The 25,945-nt window shown below is 63.5% G+C and carries 24 protein-coding genes and 3 pseudogenes; 20 read left to right on the top strand and 7 right to left on the bottom strand.

What is annotated here, in order from left to right; translation table 11 throughout:
• The first annotated feature begins 274 nt into the window (after positions 1-274).
• The 3 genes from ACFRJ8_RS15615 to ACFRJ8_RS15605 all read left to right on the top strand — a co-directional run bounded on the left by ACFRJ8_RS15615 (position 275) and on the right by ACFRJ8_RS15605 (position 2,132).
• Positions 275-529, top strand: a complete 255-nt coding sequence (locus tag ACFRJ8_RS15615; RefSeq protein ID WP_377987062.1) for a hypothetical protein — start codon at positions 275-277, stop codon at positions 527-529.
• 176 nt (positions 530-705) lie between these two features.
• On the top strand, positions 706-879 hold the full coding sequence (locus tag ACFRJ8_RS15610) for a hypothetical protein (protein WP_377987061.1): 174 nt from the start codon (positions 706-708) through the stop codon (positions 877-879).
• A 695-nt stretch (positions 880-1,574) separates the two neighbouring features.
• On the top strand, positions 1,575-2,132 hold the full coding sequence (locus tag ACFRJ8_RS15605) for a putative immunity protein (protein WP_377987060.1): 558 nt from the start codon (positions 1,575-1,577) through the stop codon (positions 2,130-2,132).
• A 14-nt stretch (positions 2,133-2,146) separates the two neighbouring features.
• On the opposite strand, the pseudogene ACFRJ8_RS15600 reads toward ACFRJ8_RS15605, so the two are convergent.
• Positions 2,147-2,331 (bottom strand): annotated as a pseudogene (locus ACFRJ8_RS15600) (carbonic anhydrase); the annotation flags it as partial.
• 195 nt (positions 2,332-2,526) lie between these two features.
• On the opposite strand from ACFRJ8_RS15600, the gene ACFRJ8_RS15595 reads away from it, so the two are divergent.
• Entirely contained in the window at positions 2,527-2,967 is a 441-nt protein-coding gene (locus tag ACFRJ8_RS15595; protein WP_377987059.1) for a CBS domain-containing protein, read from the top strand.
• 539 nt (positions 2,968-3,506) lie between these two features.
• Here the strand turns inward: ACFRJ8_RS15595 and ACFRJ8_RS15590 are convergent.
• The 3 genes from ACFRJ8_RS15590 to ACFRJ8_RS15580 form a co-directional block, all read right to left on the bottom strand.
• A complete protein-coding gene (locus ACFRJ8_RS15590; protein ID WP_377987058.1) occupies positions 3,507-4,475 on the bottom strand; it encodes a hypothetical protein in 969 nt (322 codons plus the stop codon).
• A gap of 980 nt (positions 4,476-5,455) precedes the next feature.
• Positions 5,456-6,130, bottom strand: a complete 675-nt coding sequence (locus ACFRJ8_RS15585; protein WP_377987057.1) for a response regulator — start codon at positions 6,128-6,130, stop codon at positions 5,456-5,458.
• Positions 6,127-7,689 (bottom strand): ATP-binding protein, encoded by a 1,563-nt coding sequence (locus ACFRJ8_RS15580; protein WP_377987056.1) that lies wholly within the window; start codon positions 7,687-7,689, stop codon positions 6,127-6,129. Before ACFRJ8_RS15580 ends, ACFRJ8_RS15585 begins: the two co-directional genes overlap by 4 nt.
• A gap of 157 nt (positions 7,690-7,846) precedes the next feature.
• Between ACFRJ8_RS15580 and ACFRJ8_RS15575 the strand changes: the two genes are divergently transcribed.
• The 6 genes from ACFRJ8_RS15575 to ACFRJ8_RS15550 all read left to right on the top strand — a co-directional run bounded on the left by ACFRJ8_RS15575 (position 7,847) and on the right by ACFRJ8_RS15550 (position 12,517).
• A complete protein-coding gene (locus tag ACFRJ8_RS15575) occupies positions 7,847-8,815 on the top strand; it encodes a Bug family tripartite tricarboxylate transporter substrate binding protein (RefSeq protein ID WP_377987055.1) in 969 nt (322 codons plus the stop codon).
• A gap of 78 nt (positions 8,816-8,893) precedes the next feature.
• Positions 8,894-9,658 (top strand): amino acid ABC transporter ATP-binding protein, encoded by a 765-nt coding sequence (locus ACFRJ8_RS15570; RefSeq protein WP_377987054.1) that lies wholly within the window; start codon positions 8,894-8,896, stop codon positions 9,656-9,658.
• Between the two features lie 53 nt (positions 9,659-9,711).
• A complete protein-coding gene (locus ACFRJ8_RS15565; protein ID WP_377987053.1) occupies positions 9,712-10,575 on the top strand; it encodes a glutamate ABC transporter substrate-binding protein in 864 nt (287 codons plus the stop codon).
• Positions 10,576-10,584: 9 nt separating this feature from the next.
• Positions 10,585-11,229: an amino acid ABC transporter permease gene (locus ACFRJ8_RS15560; protein ID WP_377987052.1), complete on the top strand. Its 645-nt coding sequence runs from the start codon at positions 10,585-10,587 to the stop codon at positions 11,227-11,229.
• Positions 11,226-12,089, top strand: coding sequence for an amino acid ABC transporter permease (locus ACFRJ8_RS15555; RefSeq protein WP_377987051.1), 864 nt, complete (start codon positions 11,226-11,228; stop codon positions 12,087-12,089). Before ACFRJ8_RS15560 ends, ACFRJ8_RS15555 begins: the two co-directional genes overlap by 4 nt.
• A gap of 125 nt (positions 12,090-12,214) precedes the next feature.
• The gene (locus tag ACFRJ8_RS15550) at positions 12,215-12,517 is read left to right on the top strand and encodes a hypothetical protein (RefSeq protein WP_377987050.1); all 303 of its coding nucleotides are present in this window, start codon (positions 12,215-12,217) and stop codon (positions 12,515-12,517) included.
• 437 nt (positions 12,518-12,954) lie between these two features.
• Here ACFRJ8_RS15550 and ACFRJ8_RS15545 read toward each other — a convergent pair whose 3' ends face one another.
• Positions 12,955-13,275: a MerR family transcriptional regulator gene (locus ACFRJ8_RS15545; RefSeq protein ID WP_377987049.1), complete on the bottom strand. Its 321-nt coding sequence runs from the start codon at positions 13,273-13,275 to the stop codon at positions 12,955-12,957.
• 108 nt (positions 13,276-13,383) lie between these two features.
• Here ACFRJ8_RS15545 and ACFRJ8_RS15540 point away from each other — a divergent pair, with 108 nt between their 5' ends.
• From ACFRJ8_RS15540 to ACFRJ8_RS15530, 3 genes and pseudogenes are all read left to right on the top strand, one after another.
• Positions 13,384-13,809, top strand: coding sequence for an Hsp20/alpha crystallin family protein (locus ACFRJ8_RS15540; RefSeq protein ID WP_377987048.1), 426 nt, complete (start codon positions 13,384-13,386; stop codon positions 13,807-13,809).
• A 77-nt stretch (positions 13,810-13,886) separates the two neighbouring features.
• On the top strand, positions 13,887-14,264 hold the full coding sequence (locus ACFRJ8_RS15535) for a hypothetical protein (protein WP_377987047.1): 378 nt from the start codon (positions 13,887-13,889) through the stop codon (positions 14,262-14,264).
• Positions 14,265-14,487: 223 nt separating this feature from the next.
• Positions 14,488-14,673: pseudogene (locus ACFRJ8_RS15530) on the top strand (FAD-binding protein); the annotation flags it as partial.
• Between the two features lie 16 nt (positions 14,674-14,689).
• Here the strand turns inward: ACFRJ8_RS15530 and ACFRJ8_RS15525 are convergent.
• Together ACFRJ8_RS15525 and ACFRJ8_RS15520 are read right to left on the bottom strand one after the other, a co-directional pair.
• Complete coding sequence (locus ACFRJ8_RS15525; RefSeq protein WP_377987046.1) at positions 14,690-15,109, bottom strand: Crp/Fnr family transcriptional regulator; 420 nt, start codon at positions 15,107-15,109, stop codon at positions 14,690-14,692.
• A gap of 146 nt (positions 15,110-15,255) precedes the next feature.
• Positions 15,256-16,194: a LysR substrate-binding domain-containing protein gene (locus ACFRJ8_RS15520; protein WP_377987045.1), complete on the bottom strand. Its 939-nt coding sequence runs from the start codon at positions 16,192-16,194 to the stop codon at positions 15,256-15,258.
• Positions 16,195-16,434: 240 nt separating this feature from the next.
• On the opposite strand from ACFRJ8_RS15520, the gene ACFRJ8_RS15515 reads away from it, so the two are divergent.
• The 7 genes and pseudogenes from ACFRJ8_RS15515 (at position 16,435) to ACFRJ8_RS15485 (ending at position 25,904) form a co-directional block, all read left to right on the top strand.
• The gene (locus ACFRJ8_RS15515; RefSeq protein WP_377987044.1) at positions 16,435-17,553 is read left to right on the top strand and encodes a PrpF domain-containing protein; all 1,119 of its coding nucleotides are present in this window, start codon (positions 16,435-16,437) and stop codon (positions 17,551-17,553) included.
• 12 nt (positions 17,554-17,565) lie between these two features.
• Positions 17,566-19,014 carry an SLC13 family permease gene (locus ACFRJ8_RS15510; RefSeq protein WP_377987043.1) on the top strand — a complete coding sequence of 483 codons (1,449 nt, stop codon included), beginning with the start codon at positions 17,566-17,568 and terminating at the stop codon, positions 19,012-19,014.
• 321 nt (positions 19,015-19,335) lie between these two features.
• Positions 19,336-19,596 carry a hypothetical protein gene (locus ACFRJ8_RS15505; RefSeq protein ID WP_377987042.1) on the top strand — a complete coding sequence of 87 codons (261 nt, stop codon included), beginning with the start codon at positions 19,336-19,338 and terminating at the stop codon, positions 19,594-19,596.
• 537 nt (positions 19,597-20,133) lie between these two features.
• Positions 20,134-20,488 (top strand): annotated as a pseudogene (locus ACFRJ8_RS15500) (nucleoside deaminase).
• Positions 20,489-20,808: 320 nt separating this feature from the next.
• The gene (locus ACFRJ8_RS15495; protein ID WP_377987041.1) at positions 20,809-21,477 is read left to right on the top strand and encodes a substrate-binding domain-containing protein; all 669 of its coding nucleotides are present in this window, start codon (positions 20,809-20,811) and stop codon (positions 21,475-21,477) included.
• 65 nt (positions 21,478-21,542) lie between these two features.
• The gene (locus tag ACFRJ8_RS15490) at positions 21,543-22,088 is read left to right on the top strand and encodes a heme-degrading domain-containing protein (RefSeq protein WP_377987040.1); all 546 of its coding nucleotides are present in this window, start codon (positions 21,543-21,545) and stop codon (positions 22,086-22,088) included.
• Positions 22,089-22,637: 549 nt separating this feature from the next.
• Positions 22,638-25,904 carry an ATP-binding protein gene (locus tag ACFRJ8_RS15485; protein ID WP_377987039.1) on the top strand — a complete coding sequence of 1,089 codons (3,267 nt, stop codon included), beginning with the start codon at positions 22,638-22,640 and terminating at the stop codon, positions 25,902-25,904.
• Positions 25,905-25,945 lie beyond the last annotated feature (41 nt).

Genomic DNA, 25,945 nt, shown 5'->3' with positions numbered 1-25,945 from the left:
GGTCTGCGAGTCAGTTCCTGCAGGCTGATAGCGAAGATTGCGTCGCTGACCACTCCCCTAAAGTTCGTAATGCGTGCCAAATCGCCGAAGTGCAGGCTCTTCGTCGAAAGGGTCTGGACCGTGCTCTGGATAGGGGCGCCGGAGCCCCGTAGATTCGGATAAGTCCTCATCAACCCTTCCGGGTTGGGACCCTTTGCCGTCGGGTGCACGGCCGCAAAGAAGCCGCTGTAGCCGAACGGTGGCGAAAGGATGCACCCGTGGAGAAGAGCCCCTGATGGCCACCTCGCACTTCGAACGATTCCTTCTTGAAGCCACCGCCCCGGATGAAACGCATTGGCCATTGGGGCCGGATTGTCTCTACGGCCTGTACACAAGCTGGTGTCTGCTCCACAACATCACCCCGGTGGAGGACATCACCTTCCGGTCAGCCATGCAACGCTGCGGCGTCGATCTGCGCAGCAGCCGTCGACGGATGACAGGACAGGCCGCAACCGACTGTATCCTGGCCAGCTACCCCGCCACGGGCTGACCATGTTCCGTCGACCTTCAGGGGCCCGCGCCCGCTACAAACGTTCTGCTCCAAATTGAGGTCCCCGGGCGGCCGGGAGTGAAATAGCCCCGATCTGGACCTGCTATCGGCATGACAAATGGGCGTACCTCAGTGCCGATCGGCAACCGGGAGATTGCGTGCCTGCTCCTGAACCCGTGAATCAAACGGAAATTCCCGCTTCTAACCGCAGTGTTGACGACCACTTCTACGAAGACGCTGTTTTCCCCGATGGCGAGAACGACGGATACTTCAATGACACGAGCGGCCCGGTCGACGGGATGTTGCCAGCGGACCCGGCCGCCGACTCTGTCCGTGAAGCCAGGGAGTAGTGAGGCGGCAGCCCCAATCCCCACGCCGGAACCGGCGGCAGGCGGGAGTGGGCGCAGCGCTTCGGCACTCGATCTCTGTCCGCCGCGGCCGGGCTCATCGGCAGCCTGAAAAACCTTTGGGTGTCCAGGTCCTGCACGCTGTACCGGGGTGTTCCGCCGCCCGTCCGGTCCGGTTCCAGCAGGCCCCGGCGCTCATTCAAGCGCAGGTTGTCACGATGTTCCAATGTGGAACAACGTCCGTCACCATCGACGGCTTCAAAGCCCAACCATGCCCCGCAGCTGGCCCCGCGGCGGAGCGCTCGGACTTGTCTGCGGGCAGCCTCGGTCGCCTGAGCGCACGCCAGCAACAAGAATCCAAGACACCACCCGAAAGTCATGTCATACAGAACTCGCGGCCGCATGAACTCGTGTCACCAGAAAATAGGGCAGAGAGGGGATCACCCACCAGAACCTGTGTACACAGGTGTGGACTCTGTGCACACCACCTTGGCCGGACAAACGGCCGCCAACTTCTTCCAAACCCACACGAAGGAGCGAATCTCGCCGAAGATCTCCGAGAAATCATCCTTAGGTCATGTCGACACCACAACGCCGGAAGAAGAATAGATACAAGGCCAACCACGCCCGACACAAACAGCAAGAAAGGAGGCCCGTATAAGAAGGATCAGTCTGCTAGCCGTGTGTACGGTACTGGTATGGCTTCTCCGCAGACGCTATGCGAGGCCGAGCGCCGCGTCGTCGCGGCTTGGGCAGCAGACTGCGCTGAGCGGGTCGTAGCCTTATTTGAGGCAGAGGCGCCGGCAGATGATCGCCCCCGCGACGCCATCGCCCGAGCCCGGGCCTTCGCTCGCGGTGAGCTCAGTGCCGCCGAAGAGATCCGCCGCCGGTTTGTTGCTGGCCGTGCCGCACGCGAGGTGAACAGCCCCGCTGCGGTGGCTGCCGCCCGGTCTGCCACACAAGCCGCCGCCGTCGCCCACATGGGCGCGCACGCCTTGGGGGCAGCCGCGTATGCCGCGAAAGCGGCGGGACTGGCGGCGCCCGATCGACCCCAGACGGTCGACGACGAGGTCCACTGGCAACTCGAGCACATGAGCGCCGAAGCCCGGTCCGCGCTTCGGCGCTTGCCACCGCTCGGGGAGAATTCCGCCGGTCCGCTGGGGCCAGGACTTCTCGCGTCCGGAATCCTCGCCTCGATCATCCGCGCGATCCAGACCGACTTGGCTCGCCCTGACCAGCCTGCCTCCTCCAGCTGAATCTGCCACCCCAAGGCTGTGCGCACAACCAAAACGTCGCCAAGGCCAACGTCGAAAATGATCTCCGCGGCCAGGCGGGAGTCCGCGCAGCCAACGATGACTGCGAACGGGGTTTGGCTGCTCACCAGCTCTCTGCGTCGGAGGCGTTCTAGTACGGGTGCATCGAATCTCCCGAGACGAAACGGTCGTAGGCCTGCATGTGTGCGGCCGGGTCGTCTGGCGGGGTGAGGTCCCCAACCGTGCTGGCGAAGCTAGTCGTGCGGGCCTCCGCGCTCCCGTCCCTGAACGTTCGGAACCGCCGTCGACATCGGCGCTGGCCCCGGCGTAGGCTGGCAGCATCGGCGCATGTGCCCGGTGACTCTGCGTCGATACCTCAATCGATGAAGGAGGACCAATGAGTGCCGTACGTGAGTTCATGAGTACGGATGCACAGTGCATTAAGGAGAACCAGTCCCTCGTAGATGCCGCACGGATGATGCTGGATCTGGACTGCGGATCGTTGCCAATCTGTGGTGACGACGGCAAGTTGAACGGCATGATCACTGACCGGGACATCGTGCTCAAGTGCGTTGCCGTGGGCCGTGATCCACGCGAGATGATGGCCCGCGACCTCGCCACCGGTACACCCCACTGGATTGACGCCGACTCGAACGTTGACGCCGCCATCGAAATGATGGAGAAGTACCAGGTCCGGCGGCTCCCGGTCATTGCTGACCACAAGTTGGTCGGCATCATCAGCCAGGGTGACATCGCGCGCAACTACTCAGAGGAGCGTGTGGGCGAACTGGTGGAGCACATTTCGGAACGCAGCCGAATGCAGTCGAGCAGTTCATAAAGTCAAGCAATTCATCCGCAAACAAGCGCCACGGAGCAGGTTTCCGTGGCGCTATTCTGTGCCCGCAGGACCCGGTCTACCAAGACTATTCCCAGTTCCTGGCCCGTGCTTTCCAAGGCGGCCACGCTACGCGCCTACAACAACGCCAGAAGGAGAGCCTCTTGAAGAATTACGGGCCAGCACCGATTCCCTAGCGGGTGGGCACAAGTCATGTCGCCCTCCCCAGGACCCACCATGAAGAAGCAGCAAAGCCCCCGATCTCACCATCTACGACCCGATCCACAGCCCAAAATGTGCGCAAATGTACGCACCCCGAATTGGCCGCACTCCAAGCAACTCCAAACAGCGCATTTCAACAAGGGTCCGGTTGAGCGCCGGATTATGCAGCGCGGCCGCAGTCCAGACCGGTCCGGGTCAGGTAGCCATCGGCCGACTTTTTCGTGCACATGTAATGCTCGAAGCCCTCATTCACGTGCCCACCGCGGCCCCTGTCTCCCACCGGGCACGGCGTTCGGGCCCCTTCACATGCGGGGATGGCTTCAGATCCAGTCGTCTGAAACGCCCGGGACTGTGCCGTCCCGTTGCACCGCGACCATCTGGGCTGCGCTCATCCCCCTCAGGTACCCCTCGGCTGCCTGCGCGGCCGTGATCCCCGCGTCGACGAGCCTCATGAGGTCGTGCTTGTCCGGCAAGGCTGACAGCCCTGCCGCCCGCGAGGTCCCGGCCATGACCTGCGCCCCGAATAGGATCAGGCGACGCTCGACGTCGAGACCGCGCCTCTCATCGTCGGCGACACGCGAGAGGCCGTTGGCAAGCCTCATTGTGCGGGCATCCCGTGGAATCTGCGCGGCGAAGTCGCCGCCGTGCCGTACAGCGAGCCGGTAGACCCCTGTCTTGACCTCGTTCGGGGTCGCCGGGCCGATCCCGAAATGCTCGATCCAGCCGCTGATGTCCTCGGCCCGGACTGGCTGGCCTGCGCCCGACTTCAGGCTGACCAGCAGCCCACTCAGGGTACCCTCGTCGTCCTCGGCGTCGAGGAACCGTGAGATGCCGATCTGGAGGATGTCTCGCAGATCGATCCTGCGCTCCTGCACGGCGGCCCAAACCGTTTTGTTCCTCCGGAGCTTGCCGAGCAGGTCCTCCCCCAGCTTCTCCCCGAAGCCCTCCGGGTCCTCATAGAAGGACAGGGGGGAGTGCTGGAAGCGGTCGAGCACCTCAGAAGGCATCGCCGCGCAGCGTAGCGCGGCCTCCGCGGCGTCGTGGTTGTCCTCGACGAGATCATCGAACCCTTGCTCTTCGAGGAACGTGACGGCCTCGTCCGCCGTGGTGATCCCCGCGTCGAGTAGGGCCACGGCAGTCTCCGGGGATGCCACGCAGAGGACCTCGCAGAAGTTGTATGGAGTGGCCCTGAACTCGAACTCGGCCTTCCGGCCCCCGCGGCTCGTCCGCTTGGCGAGGGCGTCCAGCAGGCTGTTGCCACTCAGGAGGTCGCGAGCGTACGTCTCCACGACGCGGCGGTGCACATCGTAAGTCGGAGCGTCCGGGAACCTCCTCCCCGGCACGGGATCGCTGCCCATACGTCCGAGAGTAGACCCTTCCCGCACTGTCAGAGGACTTCAGGACGGGAACCCAGATGCCTTGAGAGGCATGGCCGATCTATTTCGTCTCGTCCCGGTCGGCCAATGGCCGATTCATCCGCGCGCTCCAGGCCAACTTGGCCCGCCCCGATCAGCCTGCCCCCTCCAGCTAAATCTGCCACACGCAAGCCGGTCCCCCACCGAGACACCATCCGCCCGCAATGGCGCTGCGAGAAATCCGATACCGATACAGGTATCAGGGATTCGCATATACCCCGCCCGCAATACCCGACAGGGATGGCCACAAGGATTTGATCTCAAGTCATGCAGTTCCAGGCGCTCCCCGCCCATGAAGGAGTACAGAGCAACACCGCCGTCCCGGCCAAGAGAACGAGTCGCCAGACCGGTCACAACCAACAAAAATGGGCCCCGCAGGGGGCCCATAGAAGGAGATTTGTCCACATTCAGCGGCTCGCAAGCCCCTGAACAGGGAAAACACGTGCGCGAGGTGGGACTCGAACTGCATTCCCTCGCCCGCAACCACTGGACTCCCGCGGAAACATGCGGAATCCGACCCGATCCGAAGCCCAAAGTGTGCACAATATACATACCCCCAAATTGGCCAGTTCAAAGTATTGCAGCCCTCGACCGCACCCACGCAGCACAGGGTGCAGCTCTTCTTTGCGCAGACAAAATATGGCGCCTCGGCACCCGGCATGATCACCCCTAATGCGGCAGACGCCGTTGCGCGGCGCGGGCAATCAGCAAGCCCGTAGGCAAACTTCCAGGTCGCGGCAACAAATCTACTTGCGGATTCAGTCCCAGATCGGCCCGCCGAACCGCTTACCCAGTCTCGCTGCGGCTGCGCGGTCTCGCCGGTAGCGGCCGATATGTGCTGCTCTATTCACCGCTCAATGACGCCGGTATTTTCTCTCCGGGCGTCCTGCGCGGCCGTATTCCAGACGGACGGCAGCCTGTCCCGTTTCCACGAAATATTCGAGGTAGCGTCTGACGCTCACGCGGGAGAGTCCAGTCGTATCCGCGCAGTCAGAGGCAGAAATTTCGTTGCCGGCTTCAAGCGCTGCGGCGACGAGTGTGGCCGTTTCAGTGCTCAAGCCCTTTGGCAGGCGCTGGATGGCGTCGGCCATTGGCCGAGCCGAGTACCCGAATATCTTATTGATGTCTTCCTGTCCGGTCGCTTGGGCCTGGTTCAATGCCTCGTGGCGTTCCTGGAATCGCCGAAGCTGGGCGACGAGGTCCTCGTATTCGAAGGGTTTGATGATGTAGTGGGCCGCGCCGCCTTCGAGGGCATCCCGCACGCTGTGGGCCTCCGTGGCGGCGGTGATGATGATGACGCCGACCGGCACCCGCGCCGCGCGCAGCTCCCGGAGCAGGTCAAGGCCGCTGATGTCTGGCAGATGGACATCCAGGAGGACCAGGTCCGGGTGGAGCTCTTGGACGGCGTCTCTTGCGTCTTTGCCGGTTGAAGCGGTTCCAACGACCTGGAAGCCTGAAGTCTTCTCAACGAACCGGGTGTGGATCCGTGCCACCATGAAGTCGTCCTCGACGACAAGTACGCCAATCATGGGCTGACGGCGGTGTAGGGCAGCGTGGCTTCGAAGACGGCCCCGGCGTCGTTGTGTACCGTCACGGAGCCTTGCCGCTTGGAGCATACGAGTCGGACCAGGGCCAGGCCGACGCCTCGTCCGGCGGCAGGTGCCGGTTTGGTGCTGAAGCCGCGGGTGAAGACGCGTTGCTCGAGGTCCTCCGGAACTCCGGGGCCCGGGTCACTGACTCGGATGGTGATCATGGAATCATTGTCGCTGAAGTCGACGAGGACCGTGACGTCGTTCAGGCCCGCGATGGCGTCTACCGCGTTGTCTATGAAGTTCCCCAGGACGGTGATGACGTCAGCGGCCAGAGAGGGCTCCAGCGGACCCAGATGCGATTCGCTGGAAAGTCGAAGTACGATGCCAGATTCGGCGGCGAGGCTGGTTTTGGCCACCAGGAGCGCGGCGACGGAGGGGTCTTTGATCCGCTGGGCTATTTCATCGTTGATCTCCGCGCGGCGGCGTGTCAGAGTCCCGATGAAGGTTCTGACTTCACGGAATTCGCCCAGCTGGACCAGCCCTGACACGGTATGGAGCTGGTTCAGGAACTCGTGCGTCTGGGCCCGGAGCGTCTCGGTGATGCTCTGGTTCGCCGCGAGCCGGCTTTCCAGTTCGGCCAGTTCGGTCCGGTCACGCAGGGTGGTGACAGTTCCCATCGGGCGGCCGTGGCTTCCCACGGTGCGGCGGTTGAGTACAAGCAACCGCGATCCGCTGACTGCAGTTGTTTCCTCACCATTGGTCGTCTCCAGCAGCAGGTTCCGAAGGTGCGCGTCCAGCGGCAGCTCACTGACGGGCGTCCCGGCGGCGTCGGGCGGGAGTCCCAGCAGGTCGGTCGCAGTCTGATTCAGCAGGGTGATTTTGCCGTCCAGGCCGACGCCGATCACGCCTTCGCGGATGCTGTAAAGCAGCGCTTCACGGTTGTCGGCCAGTTCGGCAATTTCGTCCGGTTCCAGCCCTCTGGTGCGTCTGCGGATCAGGCGCGACAGGAGCCAGGAGCCGGCAAGGCCCAGCGCGGCGCCCATTCCGAGGAAGAACATCAAATCCGGCACGGCCGCAGCCAGCGCACTGCCGTAGGGAGGGTAGTCTTCGGCCACCAGGGCGACGCCGCTAACTGTCCCGTCTGCCTGCAGGACCGGGACCCGGGCACTGATGGTCTGCCGGCCGCCCAGCGTCAGGTCCCCGGTCCACGACCGTCCAAGAGGTGCACGGTCCGCGGCCAGATCCAAGGTGTCCCCCACTGTTTGCGGATCCGAGGAAGCAATCACGACCCCCTTCGCATTTGTCACCGCGACGACCGACGCCCCGGAGAGGGCGCGGGACTTGTCCACATCCGGCGCCAGCATGATGGACGCCTGAGACGCAGTGATATCGTCCCGGACCAGCGGCGTCGACGCCAGATTTTCTGCGATCGCCAACATCCGCTGCCCGCGGACGTCGACGAACTCCGCCCGCGACTGCGTAACCGAGACCATCGTGACCGCCAGCAGAACCGCGGTGATCACGCCAAGCTGCAGAAGCAGAAACTGCCCCGACAAAGTGAGGCGTCTACCCGGCAGTGAACGTGACCACAAAGACCACAACCTCCATTGATTCGCTAACAGTGACATCGGACATGACGTGAGTCACTCTTTGATAGTAGCCACGCCACCAAGGCCCGGCGGACACCACAAGGAGGTGAGGAGCAGGATGACGATGTCTAAGTATGCTCGAGCGGCAGCCGTTGCGCTGGTCCTGACTTTGAGCGCCTGTGGATCGTCCGCCCCGGCAACCGAGACGATATCCGCCACCCGCTTGATGGTCCCGAACAGTCCCGGCGGCGGGTACGACATCACCGCCCGGATCGCGGCCCGGGTCATGGAGGATTCCGGAATCGCCGGCCACATCGAAATCTTCAACGTCACCGGGTCAGGCGGCACGGTTGCCATGGCCCGGCTGATGAACGAGGCAGGAAACCCCAGCCTCATGATGATGATGGGGCTGGGTGTTGTCGGCTCCGGCTACGCAACCGGCTCCAAAATCAGCGTCTCCGACGCCACCCCCGTGGCCAAAATGCTGGAGGAGCCCGAAGGCATTCTGGTCCGCTCGGACTCGCCCTACCGGACGGTCAGGGACCTGGTGGCAGCCTGGAAGGCCTCACCCGCAACCATCACGGTGGGGGGCGGCTCGGCCGTCGGCGGCCCGGATCATCTCTTCCCGATGGAACTGGCACGCACTGCGGGCATCCGGATCAGAGACGTGAACTACCGCCCCTTTGCCGGCGGGGGCGAGCTGTTGCCGGCGCTGCTGGAGAAGAAGGTCACCTTCGGAACCTCGGGTCTGGCTGAGTACGCGGAGCAGATCGCTTCCGGTCAGCTGCGCGTACTGGCCGTCTCAGGTCAAAACCGCCAGGCACGGATCCCAGCGCCCACCCTCCGCGAATCCGGGATCGACCTGGTCTTCATGAACTGGCGCGGAGTCCTCGCACCTCCTGGCCTGCCGGAGGCGGACCAGAACAAACTCATCGAGGCGCTGACCCGGCTCCATGATTCCCCTTCCTGGAAACAGGCGCTGTCCGACAACGGCTGGGAGGACGCCTTCACCACCGGCGAAGCCTTCCGCACCTTCCTCAGGCAGCAGGAAAACCGGGTGGCAAACACCCTTCGGGAGCTCGGCCTCCCCTGACCGGCCCGCACAACCTCTCTAGTCAACAGGTTTTCGTTCAGGAGACCTCGTCACCGCAACCCAAGACAGGAATACCCCATGCCCGAAACCAACTCAACACTGCCGGCGGAAAACGACGTCGTCGTCGAATTCCGGTCAGTGGAAAAACACTTCGGCACCCTGCACGCTCTGCGAAACATCAACCTCAGCGTCAGGCGTGGAGAAGTCGTCGTCGTCCTCGGCCCCTCAGGCTCCGGTAAATCCACACTGTGCCGGACCATCAACCGGCTAGAAACCATCGACAGCGGACAGATCCTCGTCGACGGCGCACCACAGCCGGCCGAAGGGCGGGAACTGTTCAAATTCCGCACCGAAGTCGGCATGGTGTTCCAGTCATTCAATCTGTTCTCCAACCGGACCATCCTGGACAACATCACGCTTGCCCCAAGGAAGATCCTGGGCCAGAGCAAAGCCGCAGCCGAACAGCGCGCCCGCGAACTTTTGGACATGGTGGGCATCGGGGCCAAAGCCAACTCGTTCCCCGCGCAGCTCTCCGGCGGACAATCCCAACGAGCCGCCATTGCCAGGGCCCTCGCCATGGACCCCAAAGTAATCCTCTTCGACGAACCCACCTCAGCCCTGGACCCGGAGTCCACCCAGGACGTCCTTGCCACCATGCGCCAGCTCGCCGAACGCGGCACCACCATGCTCGTAGTCACCCATGAAATGTCCTTCGCGCGCTCCTGCGCAGACCGCATCATCTTCATGGCCGACGGCGCCATCGTTGAAACAGCAGACCCCGAAACCTTCTTCTCCGCCCCCGAGAGCGACCGCGCCCGCAGCTTCCTCTCCTCCGTGCACTAACCCACCCAACGAGCCTCGGCACCGACGCCGACGCCCACACCAAAAGGACAATCATGAAAACCCTCCGCATCCTCGCCCCCGTCGCGATCGCCGCAACCCTCGCCCTCGGCGCCACCGCTTGCGGCAGCTCCCCCTCGCCCGCCAGCGCCCCGTCCCAGAGCTTCGCCGCCGGAACGACCATGAGCAAGATCCAGCAGCGCGGCAAAGTCATTGTCGGAGTGAAATTCGATCAGCCCATGTTCGGCGTCAAAAACCCGGTCAGCGGTGAGATGGAAGGCCTGGACATCGAACTGGCAAAGCGCATCGCCAAAGACCTGACCGGCAGCGAGGACAACATCGAATACGTCGAAGCCGTAACGGCCAACCGCGAGGCCTTTCTCCAGCAGAACAAAGTCGACCTGATCCTGGCCTCTTACGCCGTCACCGACGAGCGGAAAAAGGTGGTCGCCTTTGCGGGCCCCTATCTGGAAAGCGGCGTGTCCATGATGGTCCGCAACGACGAATCATCCATCTCCACCAAGGATGACCTCAACGGCAAACCCGTCTGCACCACCACCGGTGCACGGGCCGCCCAGCTCCTCCCCACTCTGGCCCCCCAAGCCAAACTCACCCTCTTCGGAACCTACAGCGAATGCGCGCAGGCGCTGAAGCAAAAGCGGGTCGACGCCGTCGTCACCAACGAGTCCCTCCTCCTGGGCCTGATCGAGCAGAACAAGGGCGACTTCAAGGTCGTCGGAGACTACCTCGCAACCGAGGAATACGCGATCGGATCCGCCAAGGACGACACCGCGTGGCACGACTACCTCGACGGCTTCCTCAAGAAGATCGCCGACAACGGCGAGTGGAAGAAGGCCTACGACAACACCATCGGAGCCGTGCGCCCTTCAGACGTCACCGCTCCGCACATCACCCTCTAGGCAATCCTCATGTCCTTCTTCTCCGGCTATGCCGCCGACTTCACCAGCGGAGTCCTGGTCACCCTCGGACTCACCGTGCTGGGCTGGACCGGGGCGTTGATACTTGGAACCATGCTGACGGCAATGCGGGTCAGCCCGATCCGCACGCTCAACGTTGCCGCAGCCGCCTACGTCACCGTCTTCCGCAACATTCCGCTGCCCGTCCAAATGGTTCTGTTCGTCTTCGGGCTCCCGCTCCTGGGCATCCAGTACTCTCTTTTCGCCTCGGCGGCGATTGTCCTGATCCTCTACACCGCCCCGTTCGTCAGCGAAACACTCAGGTCCGGGCTCAACACCGTCGCCTCCGGTGAACTGGAAGCCCTCCGCGCCCTCGGGTTCGGCCCGCGACCCGCCATGCAGCACCTGATATTGCCCCAAGCCTTTGGGACCGTGGTCCAGCCCCTGGGAAACGTGCTGATCACCATGATCAAAAACACCTCCGTCGCCGCCTTGGTCGGCGTGGCGGATCTGACATTCGCCACCAACAAAGCAGCCGTGGACCAGGCCCAGCCGTTTCTGGTCTTCAGCGGGGCGGCGGTCAGCTACCTGCTGATCGGGCTCATCGTCGGCCGGCTCGTGGCCATCATTGACCGAAAGGCGGCGTTCAGCCGATGACTTCCAAAACGCTCTTCGACACGCCGGGCCCCCGGGCTCGGCGCCGCCACACTGTTATCGAAATTATCTGCGTTGCCGCTCTGGCCCTCGGCGCGTACACGGTGTACCAGGTACTCGAGTCACACGGGGAATTCAGCGCCGCGGCCTGGAAACCGTTCACGCAATGGGGGCTGTGGGCGCTCCTGGGAGAAGGACTTGCCAACAACCTGCGCGCAGCGGCAGTCGGCATGGCCCTGTCCCTGCTCTTTGGTTCGTTGCTCGCCTTCGGTCTGCTTTCGCGCCGCAAAGCCATCCGCGTCGCCTGCCGGGTGTTTACCGACGTCTTCGCCAGCGTGCCGCTCCTGCTGCTGCTCTACTTCACGTCCCTGGTCCTGCCCTCCTACGGGCTGAAGCTCTCCGACTTCTGGTTCCTCGTCATCGCCCTGACGCTCTTCAGCAGCGCCGTCGTGGGAGATCTCCTCCGCTCAGGAATAAGGGCCATTCCCGCCGGACAGACTGAGGCCGCTCACGCCTTGGGGTTCTCCGGGGTCCGGACCATGCAGCTGGTGCTCCTGCCCCAAGCGCTGCGGTCCATGAGCCCGGCCCTCGTGAGCCAGATGGTGATCCTCTTCAAGGGCACCGCCTTGGCCTTCGTGCTCGGTGGCTACCTTGAACTGCTTCGCAGCGCCACAGTGATCGGCACGTACTACAGCCGTTCACTGCTCCAGGCACAGATCGTCGCGGCGCTGGGCTTCATGATCGTCAACATCGCCCTCGGACTACTGGCCAATGCCATGGAACGCCGCGAACGGCGCCGCAACCTTGCGGCCCCGGCAGCGCCTCGCGCCGCAGAGGTAACAGCCGAACTCGCACCACGGTAGCCAACCAGCAAGTCAGATGTGCGCGGGGACCGTCTTTCGGCGGTCCCCGCGGCACATCCCGGCGCACCGTCTTCCCGCAGCCCCGAACCGAGCATCCGGCAGCCCCCCATCCCCAAGGACCACCCATGACCATCCACCGCAAGCACCCAGAAGCTCCGTTCCCGGCCCCGGTCCCAAACTGGACAAAGTTAGCCCGCGCCGATCAAGTAGCCATCTACCAGCACGGCGAAGAAATCGCCTCGGGTCACGTCGACATGCTCTCACCGGATGGCAGTGTGCTTTGGCTCATCCAGGACCAAGGGCGCGGACGCGCCCTGTTCCTGCACAGCGACGGCCCGAAAGTCTTTCGACGTCCCACCGCAACTGCCACAACAGAACAGCCACGCAGGACCCCGCACACCGCGATTTTCCTTCGGGATGCGACATGATCCAAATCCGCACATTCCGCCACCAGTAGCAATAATCCACGCATGTGGCGCCCAACTCCTGAGTAGGACATGCGGACCATCATGGGGAACGCTATTGCCGCTAGCTCCGTCCAGCAACCTTCGAAGTTGGCAGCCGCCTTCCGCAACCAGCAGGAGCGTTGCTGTCGGATGCGGGAACTCAGCACGCAGATCGTCACCCGGCCTTTGGATGACGCCGCTCCCCCGGTGCTCCTGCTCACCGTCATTGAGCACGCTGCCCATCGGCGAGCAAAGTGCAACCTTCTACGCTTAACGTACACAAACCGGTCACTGAGCCGTCCGGCTCGACCAGCCGACCTGCGAACCCGGGCGTGATGGGATTATTCATAGCGGTGAGAAGCAGTTCCGGTGCGGAAGGAAAGCATATAACGGGGCGCCCATTCGAGCGCTGACTCGGGTCAGAGTTTGCGCCGCGCCTTGGCTGCGGCGAGTTCCCGTTCCAGGCGCCGGTTGGCGGCCTCGAGTTCGAGGACGGCGCGGATGCCGGCCAGGTTGAGACCGGCCTGAAGCAAGGTGCTGATCCGGCGCAGGGTCGCGAGGTCCTGTTCGCTGTACAGGCGGGTGCCACCCAGGGTGCGGCCCGGCTCCAGCAGGCCCTTGCGCTCGTACAGGCGCAGGTTCTGCTGCCCCATTCCCACGAGTTCGGCCGCCACGGAGATGGCGTAGACCCCCGCGGCCCTGCCGGCATCCGGCTCCATCGCATCCTCCAAAAAACTCAAAATGCCCTCTTGCACCAGTGTGGCACCGATGCTATAAAAAATCTATGCCAGCCACAGCAGATAACCTGGCTGGATCAGTGATACCGAGATGCAAGGAGTGAGAAGACCATGCTGATGCGAACCGACCCTTTCCGTGAGCTCGACCGGCTCACCCAGCAGGTCCTCGGGACGACTGCCAGGCCCGCCGCGATGCCCATGGACGCCTGGCAGGACGGGGAAGAATTCATCGTCGCATTCGACCTGCCAGGGGTGGACGTCGACTCGGTGGACATCGACGTCGAACGCAATGTCTTGACGGTCAAAGCCGAACGCAAGAACCCGACGGGCGAGACCACGGAGCTGATCGCCTCCGAGCGTCCTCGCGGGGTTTTCAGCCGCCAACTCATCCTCGGCGATGCCCTTAACGCCGACGCCGTGAAGGCAGGCTACGACGCGGGGGTACTCACGCTGCGGATCCCGATGGCCGAAAAGGCCAAACCCCGCCGGATCCCGATCGACACCGACAGAAACCAGCGCCAGGAAATCAGCGCCTGACTGACCCGTACCGTTGGTCCCCGGTTCGTCGCGGAACCGGGGACCAACCCCTACTCAGCCCGGGAAAGGAGCCCGATATGAGCGCTTGGCGCCCGTATGATAGCCAGCTGTTGCCGGCATTCTACGAGCGGTTTGAACAACGCTGGGGAAAGGGAACGGCACCTTTTCTGGATCCGGAGGTACACGAGCAGCCTCTCCCGCGCGCCCAGTGGATCAACCCGGACACGGGTGCTGCCCTCGCGGTCGTCCCCATCTGGACCGACGACCCGCAGCACCGCTCCTTCGGAGTTTTTTATCTCCCACCCGCCGGCGATATCTGGGTGTTGCGGCCCGGAATCACCGCCTACACAGAGGACGGCAGCGAAAGCACCCAGGAACAGCTCTCCCTCCGCAACGACGCCTTCAGAAAAGCCGTCAGCCATGCGAAAGAATTCATATACGGCACCCAGCCCTGATATGCCGTGATCGCCTATCAAGGGCGTGGGGAAGCGGTCCCGGGTTGGGTTGTCCGGGACCGCTTCCTTTTGGGCGACCGGGAGGGCGTTTGGCTCGTTTCGCGTCGCGGTTACGGCTTGCCCATCTCTATTATGAGGCCGATTCCATTGCCGGGCAGGCGCTCATGCGGGCCGAGCAGGTCGAGACGGGGACCTCCCCGTCGTCATCACTCCCGACAAGGTGATGCGCCGCGCGACCGCAGAGATCATGGCCCGCGAACTCGGACTCTCATACCGTCGAACGGCCAACCAAAAGGTGGATCTGGCAGTGATTGGCGCAGGCCCGGCGGGACTTGCCGCGGCGGTCTACGGCGCATCCGAGGGGCTCGCAACCGTCGTGTTCGACAAGGTCGGTCCTGGCGGACAAGCTGCGGCAAGTTCGCGCATCAAGAACTATCTCGGTTTCCCCACCGGCATAAGCGGGACGGACCTGACGGGGTGGAAAGCTCGGCGTCTTCAGCCATCAGCCGACGAAACTGGGCCGGTGGAATCCTATGAATTCGTCCCGCTTGTACCACCAGCCCCGTCAGGTACACGGCTTGACCGGTGAGCAAGCTCAACTCACCGATGAAACGGCCCGGCCCATGGCTGACCACGACCTCCTCGGGTGCATCGTGGGTGGCGGCCCGGATCAGATCCACCGCTCCCCGCTCAATGACGATGAGATCGTATGTTTCGTCGCCCGCCCGGAACACGGTGTCGCCGACGGCAACGTCTTGCACGACGGCGTAACTCCAGAGGCGTCTGATCGTCAGTGACACGGCGAAGGTTGGTGCCTCTACCAGCCCGCCGACGATGAGAACCATGGCCGGCTACGCGGTCAGCGCAAGTTCCCAGCGACCGGGATCATCTCCGGGCAGGGCAGGGTCCGGCCAGGACTCGTAGAGACCCGCGAACGCGAGCAGCATGCGTCTCGGCGTAAAGGTAGCCCGGATCCTTTCCCAACCTCGGCCTAGAGGTAGTCCTCGGTATGTTCGCGGGCGATTTCCAGGAGGGTGGAGTGGAAGGCGACCTCTGCCGGGGCGTAGACCTTGTCTTGGCGCTGGGCCAGCAATACCCGCCGCATGGGTGCGGCCGCACCGAGGCTGAGTACCCTTACATCGGGGTGTTGAAGGGCTACTGCGGTTTTGGGCACCATGGCCACGCCCATGCCGACACTGACCATGGCCTGGGCCTCTTGGTAGTCGTTGGCCAGGAAGGCAATGGTCGGCTCGAACCCGGCGTCGTGGGCGGAACGCTGCAGTACCTCGACCACCGGATGGGCCTCCGCGCGAACTATCCACGACTCCTTCCGCAGATCCTCCATCTTCACCTCATCCCGGTCGGCGAGTGGGTGCCCGCGGGCTACCAGGATGACAGTGCTCTCCTGGAAGACCTCCGTGACCCGGATGGCATCGTCGTGGAACCGGTTCCAGGGGTAGTCCCAGAGCAGGCACAGTCCGGTGACTCCGGACTCGAGGTCTGAGACAAGTTCGTCAAAGCGTGCGCTGCGGACGGAGAGGCCGATTGCGGGGTAGCGCTTCTTGAAGGCGCGGATGACAAGGGGCAAGAATGATCCGGCGAGGGTTGGGAAGGTACCAACGGTCAACGAGCCGCGTCTAAGGCCGGCGATCTGGTCCAGGTCGGACCGGGCTGCCCGCATCTGACCTATGATCTTGCGGGCGTGTCCGGCGAGCACTTGGCCAGCCTCTGTGGGCGCAACCCCACGGGAGCGGCGGTTGAGCAGGGGCTGCCCGACTTCCTGTTCAAGCTTCCGCAGCTGCTGGGAGACCGCCGACGGGGTGTACATCATCAGGTCAGCCGCCGCGGTGATCGATCCCTGCTCGACGACCTCCACCAGCAGGGCCAACCGGCGGATGTCGAATAAATCTTGACCTTCGTCGTTAAGCAATGGTTCACCCTTCTGTCCTTTTGGTTCATTCTATGCAATCCCGGATAAATGTGCGTGATGCCGGGCCCGCTTTTCACCTGCACGAGGGCAATGAATGGGGCTGCAATCCTGTCAATGCCAATGAATTAAGCATCTCTACAGCCCCCATTAATTATTGTACATTGTCTTCAATTGTGATCCGGCTCATTCTGTTATCAGGCCCTGAACAGATGCGCGGCACTAGGAGATGTAGGGAACACGATGAAGATTGAAGCTGAATGGATGCGGGGAGGGACCAGCAAGTGCTGGGTCTTCGAAACGGAGCACCTGGACGAGACCCGCACCAGCCTCGATGAGCTGCTGCCCCGGCTCTTCGGAAGCCCGGACTCCCGGCAGATTGACGGTGTCGGCGGAGCAACGTCGACAACCAGCAAGGCCATGATCCTTCGCCGGGCCGCCGAGGACGACGTTGACGTTGAGTTCACCTTCGCACAGGTCGGCATCGAAGAGGCAGCAGTGGACTGGGGCAGCAACTGCGGGAACTGCTCCGCGGTAGTCGGCCTCTACGCGATCGAAAAGGGTTGGGTGATCCCCAAGGGCGATAACACCCGCATCGTCACCCGCAACACCAACACCGGGCAGATCATCATCCAGCGGGTCGCAACTCCCGCAGGCGCCCTGCCCATCGTTCCGGATGCGCAGATGCCCGGGGTTGTTTTCCCCGGCTACCGGGTCGGTCTCGGCTTCCAGGATCCAGCCGGCAAGACCACCGGAAAATTGCTGCCCACCGGCGAGGCGACCGACACGATACTTGCCGGCGGAACACGCTGGAATGTATCGATGGTCGACGCCGGAGCGCCTGTTGTCATCGTCCGCGCCGAGGAGTTGGGTCTGAACACCGCCCGATACGACAGCTGGGCCGCCGGAGTGGATTTACAGCTGGAAACACTGGATCACATCCGCCGACAGGCCGCCGTCAGGATGGGGCTGGCACCAACAATCGCAGAAGCAGCCCGAGCCATCCCCAAGCTGGCGATCGTCGCCTCCCCCACCCAGTCGGGCCCGGACTGCGACGTCAACGTCATGATGCTCTCGATGGGAAAGCCCCACCCCGCCCTGGCCATCACCGGCAGCATCGCCCTTACACTCGCCGCCCGCACCCCGGGCACCGTACTCAACGGCATCACAGGCGACACACCGCGGCCCACGCTGAGACTACGCACTCCCGCGGGAGTGATCGAAACCTGGACCGAGGAGCGCGACGGGTCCCTGCTGGTCGGCGTCGACCGAACGGCCCGCACCATCGCCACCACCATCATCCACCTCCCGGAAGCTCTCGGCAGCGCCGTCGAAGCCTCCCTAGCATCAGCCACTCAATGAGGAGCCACGATCATGACTAAGACTATTTACCAACCCGCTCCCAAGACAGAGAGCGAAATCCGGGAAGACGGCCCCAAGGGCCCCAAACGTCGGCACCGTATCCTTCTGATATCGGTAGCCGCGATCGCGATCCTCGGTCTGGTCGCCCTCGTGTTCGGGGGTACCATTTTCAACCCGGCGGCCACCCCGGAATCGGAGCCGCCCATGACCGCCATCCAGATCATCCCGCTGGTCATACTTGTCGTGATGTTCGTCGTCGCCACGAAATGGCCACTGAACATCGGGGTGATGGGCTTGGTGGCATCATTCGGCGTCGGGTACTTCATGCTCGGAATGAGCGACAAGGAAATCCTCGCGGATTTCCCTGCCAGTATCGTCCTGACGATCATCGGGGTCACCTACTTCTTCAGCATGGCCCAGCGGAACGGCACAATCGATATCATCGTGCAGACCTGTGTGCGCCTCGTCAGGGGTAAAACGCTGCTGCTCCCCTGGGTGTTCTTCCTCTTGGCTGCCGCGCTGACTTCGTTGGGCACGTTCTCCCCCGCAGCCGTCGCACTTCTCGCGCCTGCTGCGATCGGTTTCGCGTACGAATCGCGCATCCACCCCGTGCTGATGGGGGCTTTCATCATCAACGGAGCCCACGCCGGCGGGTTCTCCCCGCTGTCCGTCGCCGGCGTGCTGGTGCACAACATTGCGCTGGAAAACGGCTTCCCCATCTCCCAGGGCGCACTCTTCGCCGCCAGCTTCGCCATCAATCTCATCCTTTCGGTACTGACCATCGTGCTCTTCGCCCTCCTGGGCAAGCTGCACGACAAGCACGCAAACGAGTACGCCGATCTCGATGCGCCCCGCACCAGCCGTCCCCACGGCCAGCAAATCCTTACCCTCAGTCTGATCGCTGCGATGCTTGTCTGCACCCTGGGCTTCCACATGCCGATCGGCTTCGTCGCCCTCTCCGCCGGCCTCATCCTGGCGCTGATCAACATCAAGGAACATAAGACCTTCATCGGCGGCATCTCCTGGTCCACCGTCCTGCTGGTAGCCGGCATGATCACCTACGTCTCGCTGCTCCAGCACGTCGGCGTCATCGACACCCTCGCCGAGCAAGCGCTGGCACTGGGTGCACCCCTGCTGATCGCACTGGTCCTGTGCTACGTGATCGGCGTCGGCTCGGCCTTCGCCTCCTCCACTGCACTGCTGACCGCATTCATCCCCCTTGCCGGTCCGCTGCTCGCCTCCAGTACGCTGAGCGCCTCCGGAACCGTCGCGGCACTCGCCATCGCCGCCACCGTCGTGGACGTCTCCCCCTTCTCCACCGACGGCGCCCTCATCGTCGCCAACGCCCGGGAAAACGACCGCCAACGCGTCTACAAGCAGCTGATGATGTACGCCGGCGGAGTGGTACTCGTGGCTCCCGCCCTGGCCTGGGTCCTGCTGGTTCCCACCGGCATCATGTAACCGGAGCCCCCGCCTCGGGCAACGGCCGGTCAGCAACAGCAGACGGGCCGTTGCCCGTCCCGGCGAACCAATTAAAGCGTCCACGGCCACCGCACGTCCACGACGGACAAGCCCCGAGGACGCGCAACATGCTGCCGGACTTAACGTCCGGCACGCATGCTGCGCAGTTCCCGCACTCCATCGCAACAGGTAGCCCGAAAGACGGGCGCGAGAACTACGCATCATGCAAGGAGGCATGGCGGCCACAAAGTTGCCATGCCTCCTCCCTTTAAGTTCCGGACGATCCACCCATCCGACACGCCTACCTCAAGGACAAACCGCATGAACTCCAGCCAATTCAAGGGAAAGCAGCACACGGGGATCCTCGCCACTGAACCCGTTCCCAACTGGTCCAAGCTCTCCCGAGCCGAGGAAGTGGAGATCCACGGTCACGGACGGGCCATAACCTCAGGCCTTATCGACATGCTTGCCCTGGACGGCAGCGTCCTCTGGCTTCAGCAAAACGATGGAAAGGGCCGGGCGCTATTTCTAAATAGCGACGGAGTGCGCGTTTACCGACGACAGAGAATTAGCAAGAATTAGGAGTCGAGGACTCGACTGCGGCGACTGAGCGCCTAATTAGGCAGCCCCCGTTGATCTCTTGGCACTCAATGTGGGGTTCCGGGCAATGGATAGCAGGTGCAGCTGGTGCGCGGGACGGCTAATACTGCCTCAAACACGAACCGCCATGGTGGCTATTGCACCGCGGGCATGGGAGCGCTGCGCCGACCTGTTGCGCAGCGAGCCTGTCCTAGCGCCTTCGATCGATTGAAGAACAAGCTGGCAGCGAAGATGATTTCAAGTAGTCACTATGTCAGGACTTATTTCCTTCGTCTTGGTTCAGCATCACGCTCTATGGTGAGCGGCAGGTTCGGGTTGTAACCAGACCCGGCGCACGGGCCGACATGTGCCTTGCAAAGGCCGGTGTTCCCGTTGGCCAGGGCTCGCTCACAGAGCTTCGATGCCAAGCCGTTGGCGGCCATAAACAATTCTTTGGGGCGCAATTTAGACTGCACACAAGTCCCAAACTGAACGAATCACCACAGATGCGGTCTTGACTACGAGGCCGCACAAAAGAGTCTGCGAGAGGGCGGCATCCCGATCAGCGCTGCCTTGGCCCGCGGCGGGGAAGTGATTGCCAGCGGCCGCAACGAGCGTGTGCAGCATGGTGATCCAATCGCCCACGGCGAGATGTCTGCGCTGGCTGCGGGCTGCCGGACGCCAGAAGAGTTACAGGGACACGACCCTCTACACCACCCTGGCGCCGTGTGCGATGTGTACCGGGACCATCATCCAGTTCAAGATTCCGCGCGTGGTGGTGGGCGACGCCGAGACGTTCCCCGGCGAATTCGATCTTCTGCGCTCACGTGGCGTCGAAGTGCTGGTGTTGAATGATGCCCGGTGCGTCGTCGACCCGGGGGCCGTGATCACGTGACGGAACCGCTCGCCTGACGAATGCGACGCTGATCCGCTGCGATTTCTTTCCCTCCAGAGGCGCGTAACAACGCTCGGCAGCGTTACTGTGCCGGACTGAAGTTACTTAGCGCGTAGTCGAGGCCAACTGAGAAGTCGTCAGCCTCTACGGCGTCGACGTATCGCGCGTGGGGCAGTGGATCGCAGCGGAAGGTGTGCGGGTGCCCAAGGTAGGGCGACCAAATCGTGGCTACCGGCCTGCCGTAATTGTCCACAGCCATCCACTCCCCCTTCGCGGTCCGGCGTCCCTGTCCGAGGTGGGCTGTCGCCGGGCTGGTAAAGGTGTCGCGATCAGGAAAAGCGCCGCTTGGAGTTGGAGTCATTTTGTTGTCTCCGTCCTTCGATGGCCCTGCTGTGAGGTGCACTGCTGGCTCGGGTTCTTTGACCGTGGCCGATGGTGTCTTCCCCTGCGGCGGCTCGTGTCCGCCACAGGGGAAGCGTTTGATTTTTTCTACGCTGAAACCCGGTCGGCGTACAAGGCGTCCCGGTGTCCCTGCGTCTTCCCTCGCCGAACGGGAGGAGGGCCTCCGCACGTCGCTCGAGCCCCACGGGTGTGAGGTGTGGAGCACGGACGAGCTCCGAAGCGCCATCACTCCGGAAGGAGGCACCGCTGCTGTGGGCCGGCTCCTCGACCAAGGCCGCCTGCCGGACGCGCTCATCGCCTATAACGACGCCGTGGCGCAAGGAATCTACGACGAACTGCGCCGCCGCGGACTCGAACCCGGCCGCGACATCGCCGTCGCCTCTTTCGACGACACGCGCATTGCAGCCAGCCAGATCCCCCCGCTCACGTCCGTGGCAGGATTCCCTCAGCAGATCGGCGCCAAGGGCACCGAATTGCTGATGAACCGCCTGGCCGACGGAAACGCCGAAATACAAAACCAACTGGCCCTCATCGAGCCCCAGCTGAAGATCCGATCCTCCACCGCCACCTGGCGCCCCCGGACCTGATCACACCATGCGTGGGGTGCGGCCTTGAGGCCCGGTGCCCAGCCGGTCCAGCAGACAGGAAACTCATGCTCCACGAAAAGAACCTCGCATCCGAGACAGAATTCGACCCGGACTCGCAGGACGAGCAGCCTGTAGCCGCGCTGCAATCCCTCATTCAACGCCTCGAAAACGAAGTCGACGCCCTGCACCCGAACAGCTTCAGCCAAGCGGACGCTCTCGCGCTGGGTCTCCTGCTCGTTGACCTTGCCACACAGAGGAACCTCCCGGTCGCCATCGATATCCGCCGAAACAGTCACATCCTCTTTCACGTCTCTCTGCCTGGAGCGACTCCCGACAATGACATCTGGGTTCAGAGAAAGAGCAGTACAACGGAGCGGTACGCCGAACCGTCACTCCTTGTGGGCCTTAAGGGCCGGCTCGGCGGCGGACGCCTCGAAGACAACGGATGGTTCGACCAGACACGCTTCGCCTCGCACGGCGGAGCCTTCCCGATATATGTGAAGGACACCGGGCATGTCGCCACAGCGACCGTGTCCGGACTCCCGCAAAAAGCCGACCACGACCTGGTCGTGGAGGCCCTGACTTTGATCCGGGACCGCAACAAGGCCTGAGAAGGCACCCGCCAGCCAATAATCCAGGCCCGTGTTGGCCTAAGCCCACACGCTTGAGCCCGGGGACAAGCGCCCCAACAAGGCGGTACTCGCTCGGCCGACTTGTCTCAGCGGCTGGTGCCTCCCTGACGAAGTCACCAGAAATTAGGAGTGATGGATCCCAGCGGTGACAAGGCTGGCTCTGTCTCGTAACGCGCTGTCGTTAGGTCGGCGGATCAGCATCTTGTGAGACAGCACAGCGAACAGGGTGTTGCAGCAATCTCTGGCGGCAATCTATCTCCTTGCGCGTCGAGGTTCGTCGGATTGCGAGGCGGCTCCCCTGCGTCGCCCTCAGGCGTCCCCCGAGCCGTCGTTCGTATCGGCGTCGGATCCGGCCCTTCCTGCGCTGCGACGATATGCCCCTCGTTCGGAAGCGCCCGCCGTTCGGCTTGCGGACGTTTGCCTTAGCTATAGACCGTCGTCCAGCGGCTGGTGGGCAGCCAAGGCAGCTAGCGTGCGGGAAATTTCGTTGTTCGACAACGCCGGTTGGCGAGCGGATACTGAAGAACCATGAAGCCTACCCAAAGCGGGTTGCGCATCCAGCTTCTCGGCTCGTTCATCGTGTACGTCAACGGGAACGCCGTCGAGAACAGCCGCTGGCGGCTGCAGAAGGCAAAGGCCGTGGTGGCGATGCTGGCCTTGGAGCGTGGTCAGCGTGGCCGTCGCGAGCAGGTACTGGACCGCCTGTGGCCTGACATGGAGCCGGTGGCCGCCGCACGGAATCTGCATCAGACCCTGTACGTAGCCCGCCGTACGCTCGCTGGCGCTGGAGCCGGCAGCGACGGGCTGCTCGCCATCCGCGGTGAAGTGGTCGTGCTGGATGACACGGGCCCGGTCGATGTCGATGTCCTGCAGTTCGAGCGTTCTGCCGTGGCAGCGTTGGCTGCAGGTGTCGAGGCAAGCCTGCGCGATGCGACTGACTTGTACAGTGGTGATCTTCTGCCGGAACTGCCGGATGCGGATTGGCTGACGACACGCCGCGATGAGCTCCGGGAAATCTATCGCGAAGTACTGGTGAAACTGGCGTCCATGGTGGCGCAGCGCGCACCGGAGGAAGCGTTGGTCATCCTCACCCATGCGCTCGAATCCGATCCCGTTCACGAGGGAGCCGTGCGCGCGCAGATGGAGGTGCTGGCGGGAATGGGCCGGCGGTCGGAAGCATTGGCCCGATATGAGCGGCTGGTCGACGAACTCCTCGACGCGTTCGGGACCGACCCGGACACCCGGACGATGGGGCTGTTTCGCGAGTTGTTGACCGGCTCGCCGCCCGAGGAGCGCCTCCACCAGCCCGCCGGTGTGACCGGCAAAGACGATGCAATCGGTTATCTGCCATCCCCGTTGACAAGTTTCATCGGGCGCGAGCGTGAGCTCGTCGACGTCGAGCGGCTGATGGGCCATGCTCGCCTACTCACCCTCACCGGGGCTGGCGGCAGCGGCAAGACCAGACTGGCATTGGAGGCCGCGAAGACAGTTCGTCCTGAGTACGCGGACGGAGTCTGGTTCGTCGACCTCGCGGCCGTTGGGGAGTCGCTGCTGGTGGCCGATGCCGTAGCCGAGGTCATCGGGTTGGATTCCGGCGCGGCACCAAGCCGCGTGCAAGCACTGGTCGACCAACTGCGGCGACGCTCGCTGCTCCTCGTGCTGGATAACTGCGAACACCTGCTCGCGGCCTGTGCACAACTCGCCGTCGCGCTACTCGACGGATCCCCTGGGGTTAAAGTGCTGGCCACCAGCCGGGAGCCACTCCATGCCGACGGGGAGTACACCTACCGGGTGCCGTCGTTGCCCCTGCCCCCGCCCCTGCGGACCGATGCTCTCGACCTGGCCGTGCTGGGCCGTATGCCCTCTGTCCGGCTTTTCGTTGAGCGGGCAGCGCAAGTCCGGCCGGGTTTCGCGCTCGACGCCGACAACGCGCAGGGGGTGACAGAGTTGTGCCGACGGCTCGACGGGATGCCGCTGGCCCTGGAATTGGCCGCGGCCAGAACCGCCGTACTCGAACCCGCCGAGATCGTCCAGAGACTGGGCGATGCTTTGTCCATGCTCGGCGGGGGAACCAGCGGCGTCACGCGGCACCAGACGCTGCGTGGCACTTTGGAATGGAGCCACGAACTGCTGACCAAACCGGAGCAGGTTCTGCTGCGCCGGCTGTCTGTGTTCGCGGGTGGTTTCACCCTCGACGCTGTGGTCGCAGTCTGCGCCGACGTGCCCCTCCAGCAGATCGAAATGCTTGACCTGTTGGCGAAGCTGGTGGACAAGTCTTTGGTGGTCACCGAAAGGAGGGGCGCCGGGACCCGATACCGGCAATTGGAGACGGTCCGCCAGTTTGGCCACGAGAATCTCGATCATGCAGGTGAGGCTGCTCAATTGGCGGCTGCGCATTGCGCCTACTTCCTTGCCGTCGCCGAATCCCACAATCCCGAACGGGCCACAGGTGTGGTCATCGAACAGCCGAAGGTGCTCGACCGCGAGCACGACAACCTGCGCGCTGCGCTGCGCTTCTCGTGCGCCCGCGAGCCCGAGACCGCGCTCCGGCTCGCCGCCAGCCTGTGGCGGTTCTGGTTCGTCCGCGGTCACGCGGTCGAGGGAGCCCGTTGGGTCGAGCGTGCCTTGGCGGTGGCTCCCGAACCGACCCGGCCCCGCGCGGCCGCCCTGATCGGCCTGACCGGACTGGACAGCCGGCAGGGCCGCGCAGATCGGCATCGCGCGCTCGGCGCGGAGGCCCTGGCAATTATGCGGGAGATCGGTAACCCCGACGAGGTGGCGATGGCCCGGCTCATTGAGACCTCGCTCGCCTGGAGCACTTTCGACTTGGAAGAGGCCGAACAGCTGGCAGCCGACGTGCACACCGAGGCAGTCGAGGGTGGCAGACCCGAACATTGCGCTGCCAGCAGTTGGCTGCTCGGCCAGTGTGCGTTGTCCCGGGAGGACGGGCCACTCGCCGCCCGTCACCTAAACACCTGCCTGAGCGAACTCGCACAGTCTGACACCAGCGCTCCACCCTTCCTGCCGGTGATCACGCCCAGCCTGCAACTGGTCCCGATCGCCGGACGGTTGGTCCCCTGCGTCGAGGAGACCCTGCTGTTGGGCCGGCGGGTTGGCGTCGTCCAAGCCAAAGGCTACGTGCTGTCCGCGATCGGCTACGCGGCCAGGCTTTCGAGAGACACGCAGTCTGCAATATCCGTCATCACGGATGCAGCCGAACATTTCGCCGACTTAGGAGATGACCTGGCCAGGGCGCAAACACTTCACCAACTTGGCTGCATTCTGCGCGATTGTGGCGACTACAGCGCGGCCGATGAGGCCCTGTCCTTGGCGCGGGAGCTTCGGCTCGGCCTGGGCGACCGGCGCGGCGAGCTGCTGACCGAGATTAATATCGCCTTGCTCCGCGCCATGGGTGGTGACATCGACCGCGGCCTGAAAGACGCTCGGCTTTGCCTTTCAGGGTTCGAGTCCGCGGGAGATCAGGTGGGGATGGGCGCCACGCTGACCATTCTCGGCGCCGCCGAACTGATCTCCGGGGAGGTCCGGGCGGCGCGGGAAATGTACAGGCAGGCAGCGGAAAGAGTCGCCCCCTGGTGGCGACACACTGGCTGGCAGCGGTTGATGGTGGCAGAACTATCCAACGAGCTCCGCGATCCACATCGGGCGGCCCGCGAAATTGACAGGGCAGGGGCGATTTTCGACCGAACGAGATGCCTCATCGCCGGTCAGCGGCTGGCCGCACTGCGCAGGCGGGACTCGGATGATGATGTTGAGTCGGCGTTGAGTGCTCGTTGAGGACGGTTCACTAGCGTTATTCCTGGATCTGGCAAATGGAT

This window comes from Arthrobacter sp. NPDC056886, from assembly GCF_042788715.1.
In the GTDB taxonomy this organism is placed as follows: domain Bacteria; phylum Actinomycetota; class Actinomycetes; order Actinomycetales; family Micrococcaceae; genus Arthrobacter.
Note: the sequence above shows the minus strand (reverse complement) of the source record. Positions and strands in the feature narration are given on the sequence as shown.

Excerpts from the sequence above, each read along its gene's own strand:
- ACFRJ8_RS15605 (WP_377987060.1), top strand. The coding sequence starts at position 1,575 with ATGGCTTCTCCGCAGACGCTATGCGAGGCCGAGCGCCGCGTCGTCGCG.
- ACFRJ8_RS15525 (WP_377987046.1), bottom strand. The coding sequence starts at position 15,109 with ATGGTTCTCATCGTCGGCGGGCTGGTAGAGGCACCAACCTTCGCCGTG.
- ACFRJ8_RS15595 (WP_377987059.1), top strand. The coding sequence starts at position 2,527 with ATGAGTGCCGTACGTGAGTTCATGAGTACGGATGCACAGTGCATTAAG.
- ACFRJ8_RS15550 (WP_377987050.1), top strand. The coding sequence starts at position 12,215 with ATGACCATCCACCGCAAGCACCCAGAAGCTCCGTTCCCGGCCCCGGTC.
- ACFRJ8_RS15555 (WP_377987051.1), top strand. The coding sequence starts at position 11,226 with ATGACTTCCAAAACGCTCTTCGACACGCCGGGCCCCCGGGCTCGGCGC.
- ACFRJ8_RS15565 (WP_377987053.1), top strand. The coding sequence starts at position 9,712 with ATGAAAACCCTCCGCATCCTCGCCCCCGTCGCGATCGCCGCAACCCTC.
- ACFRJ8_RS15535 (WP_377987047.1), top strand. The coding sequence starts at position 13,887 with ATGAGCGCTTGGCGCCCGTATGATAGCCAGCTGTTGCCGGCATTCTAC.
- ACFRJ8_RS15485 (WP_377987039.1), top strand. The coding sequence starts at position 22,638 with ATGAAGCCTACCCAAAGCGGGTTGCGCATCCAGCTTCTCGGCTCGTTC.
- ACFRJ8_RS15585 (WP_377987057.1), bottom strand. The coding sequence starts at position 6,130 with ATGATTGGCGTACTTGTCGTCGAGGACGACTTCATGGTGGCACGGATC.
- ACFRJ8_RS15510 (WP_377987043.1), top strand. The coding sequence starts at position 17,566 with ATGACTAAGACTATTTACCAACCCGCTCCCAAGACAGAGAGCGAAATC.
- ACFRJ8_RS15570 (WP_377987054.1), top strand. The coding sequence starts at position 8,894 with ATGCCCGAAACCAACTCAACACTGCCGGCGGAAAACGACGTCGTCGTC.
- ACFRJ8_RS15490 (WP_377987040.1), top strand. The coding sequence starts at position 21,543 with ATGCTCCACGAAAAGAACCTCGCATCCGAGACAGAATTCGACCCGGAC.
- ACFRJ8_RS15505 (WP_377987042.1), top strand. The coding sequence starts at position 19,336 with ATGAACTCCAGCCAATTCAAGGGAAAGCAGCACACGGGGATCCTCGCC.
- ACFRJ8_RS15560 (WP_377987052.1), top strand. The coding sequence starts at position 10,585 with ATGTCCTTCTTCTCCGGCTATGCCGCCGACTTCACCAGCGGAGTCCTG.
- ACFRJ8_RS15515 (WP_377987044.1), top strand. The coding sequence starts at position 16,435 with ATGAAGATTGAAGCTGAATGGATGCGGGGAGGGACCAGCAAGTGCTGG.
- ACFRJ8_RS15615 (WP_377987062.1), top strand. The coding sequence starts at position 275 with ATGGCCACCTCGCACTTCGAACGATTCCTTCTTGAAGCCACCGCCCCG.
- ACFRJ8_RS15540 (WP_377987048.1), top strand. The coding sequence starts at position 13,384 with ATGCTGATGCGAACCGACCCTTTCCGTGAGCTCGACCGGCTCACCCAG.
- ACFRJ8_RS15575 (WP_377987055.1), top strand. The coding sequence starts at position 7,847 with ATGTCTAAGTATGCTCGAGCGGCAGCCGTTGCGCTGGTCCTGACTTTG.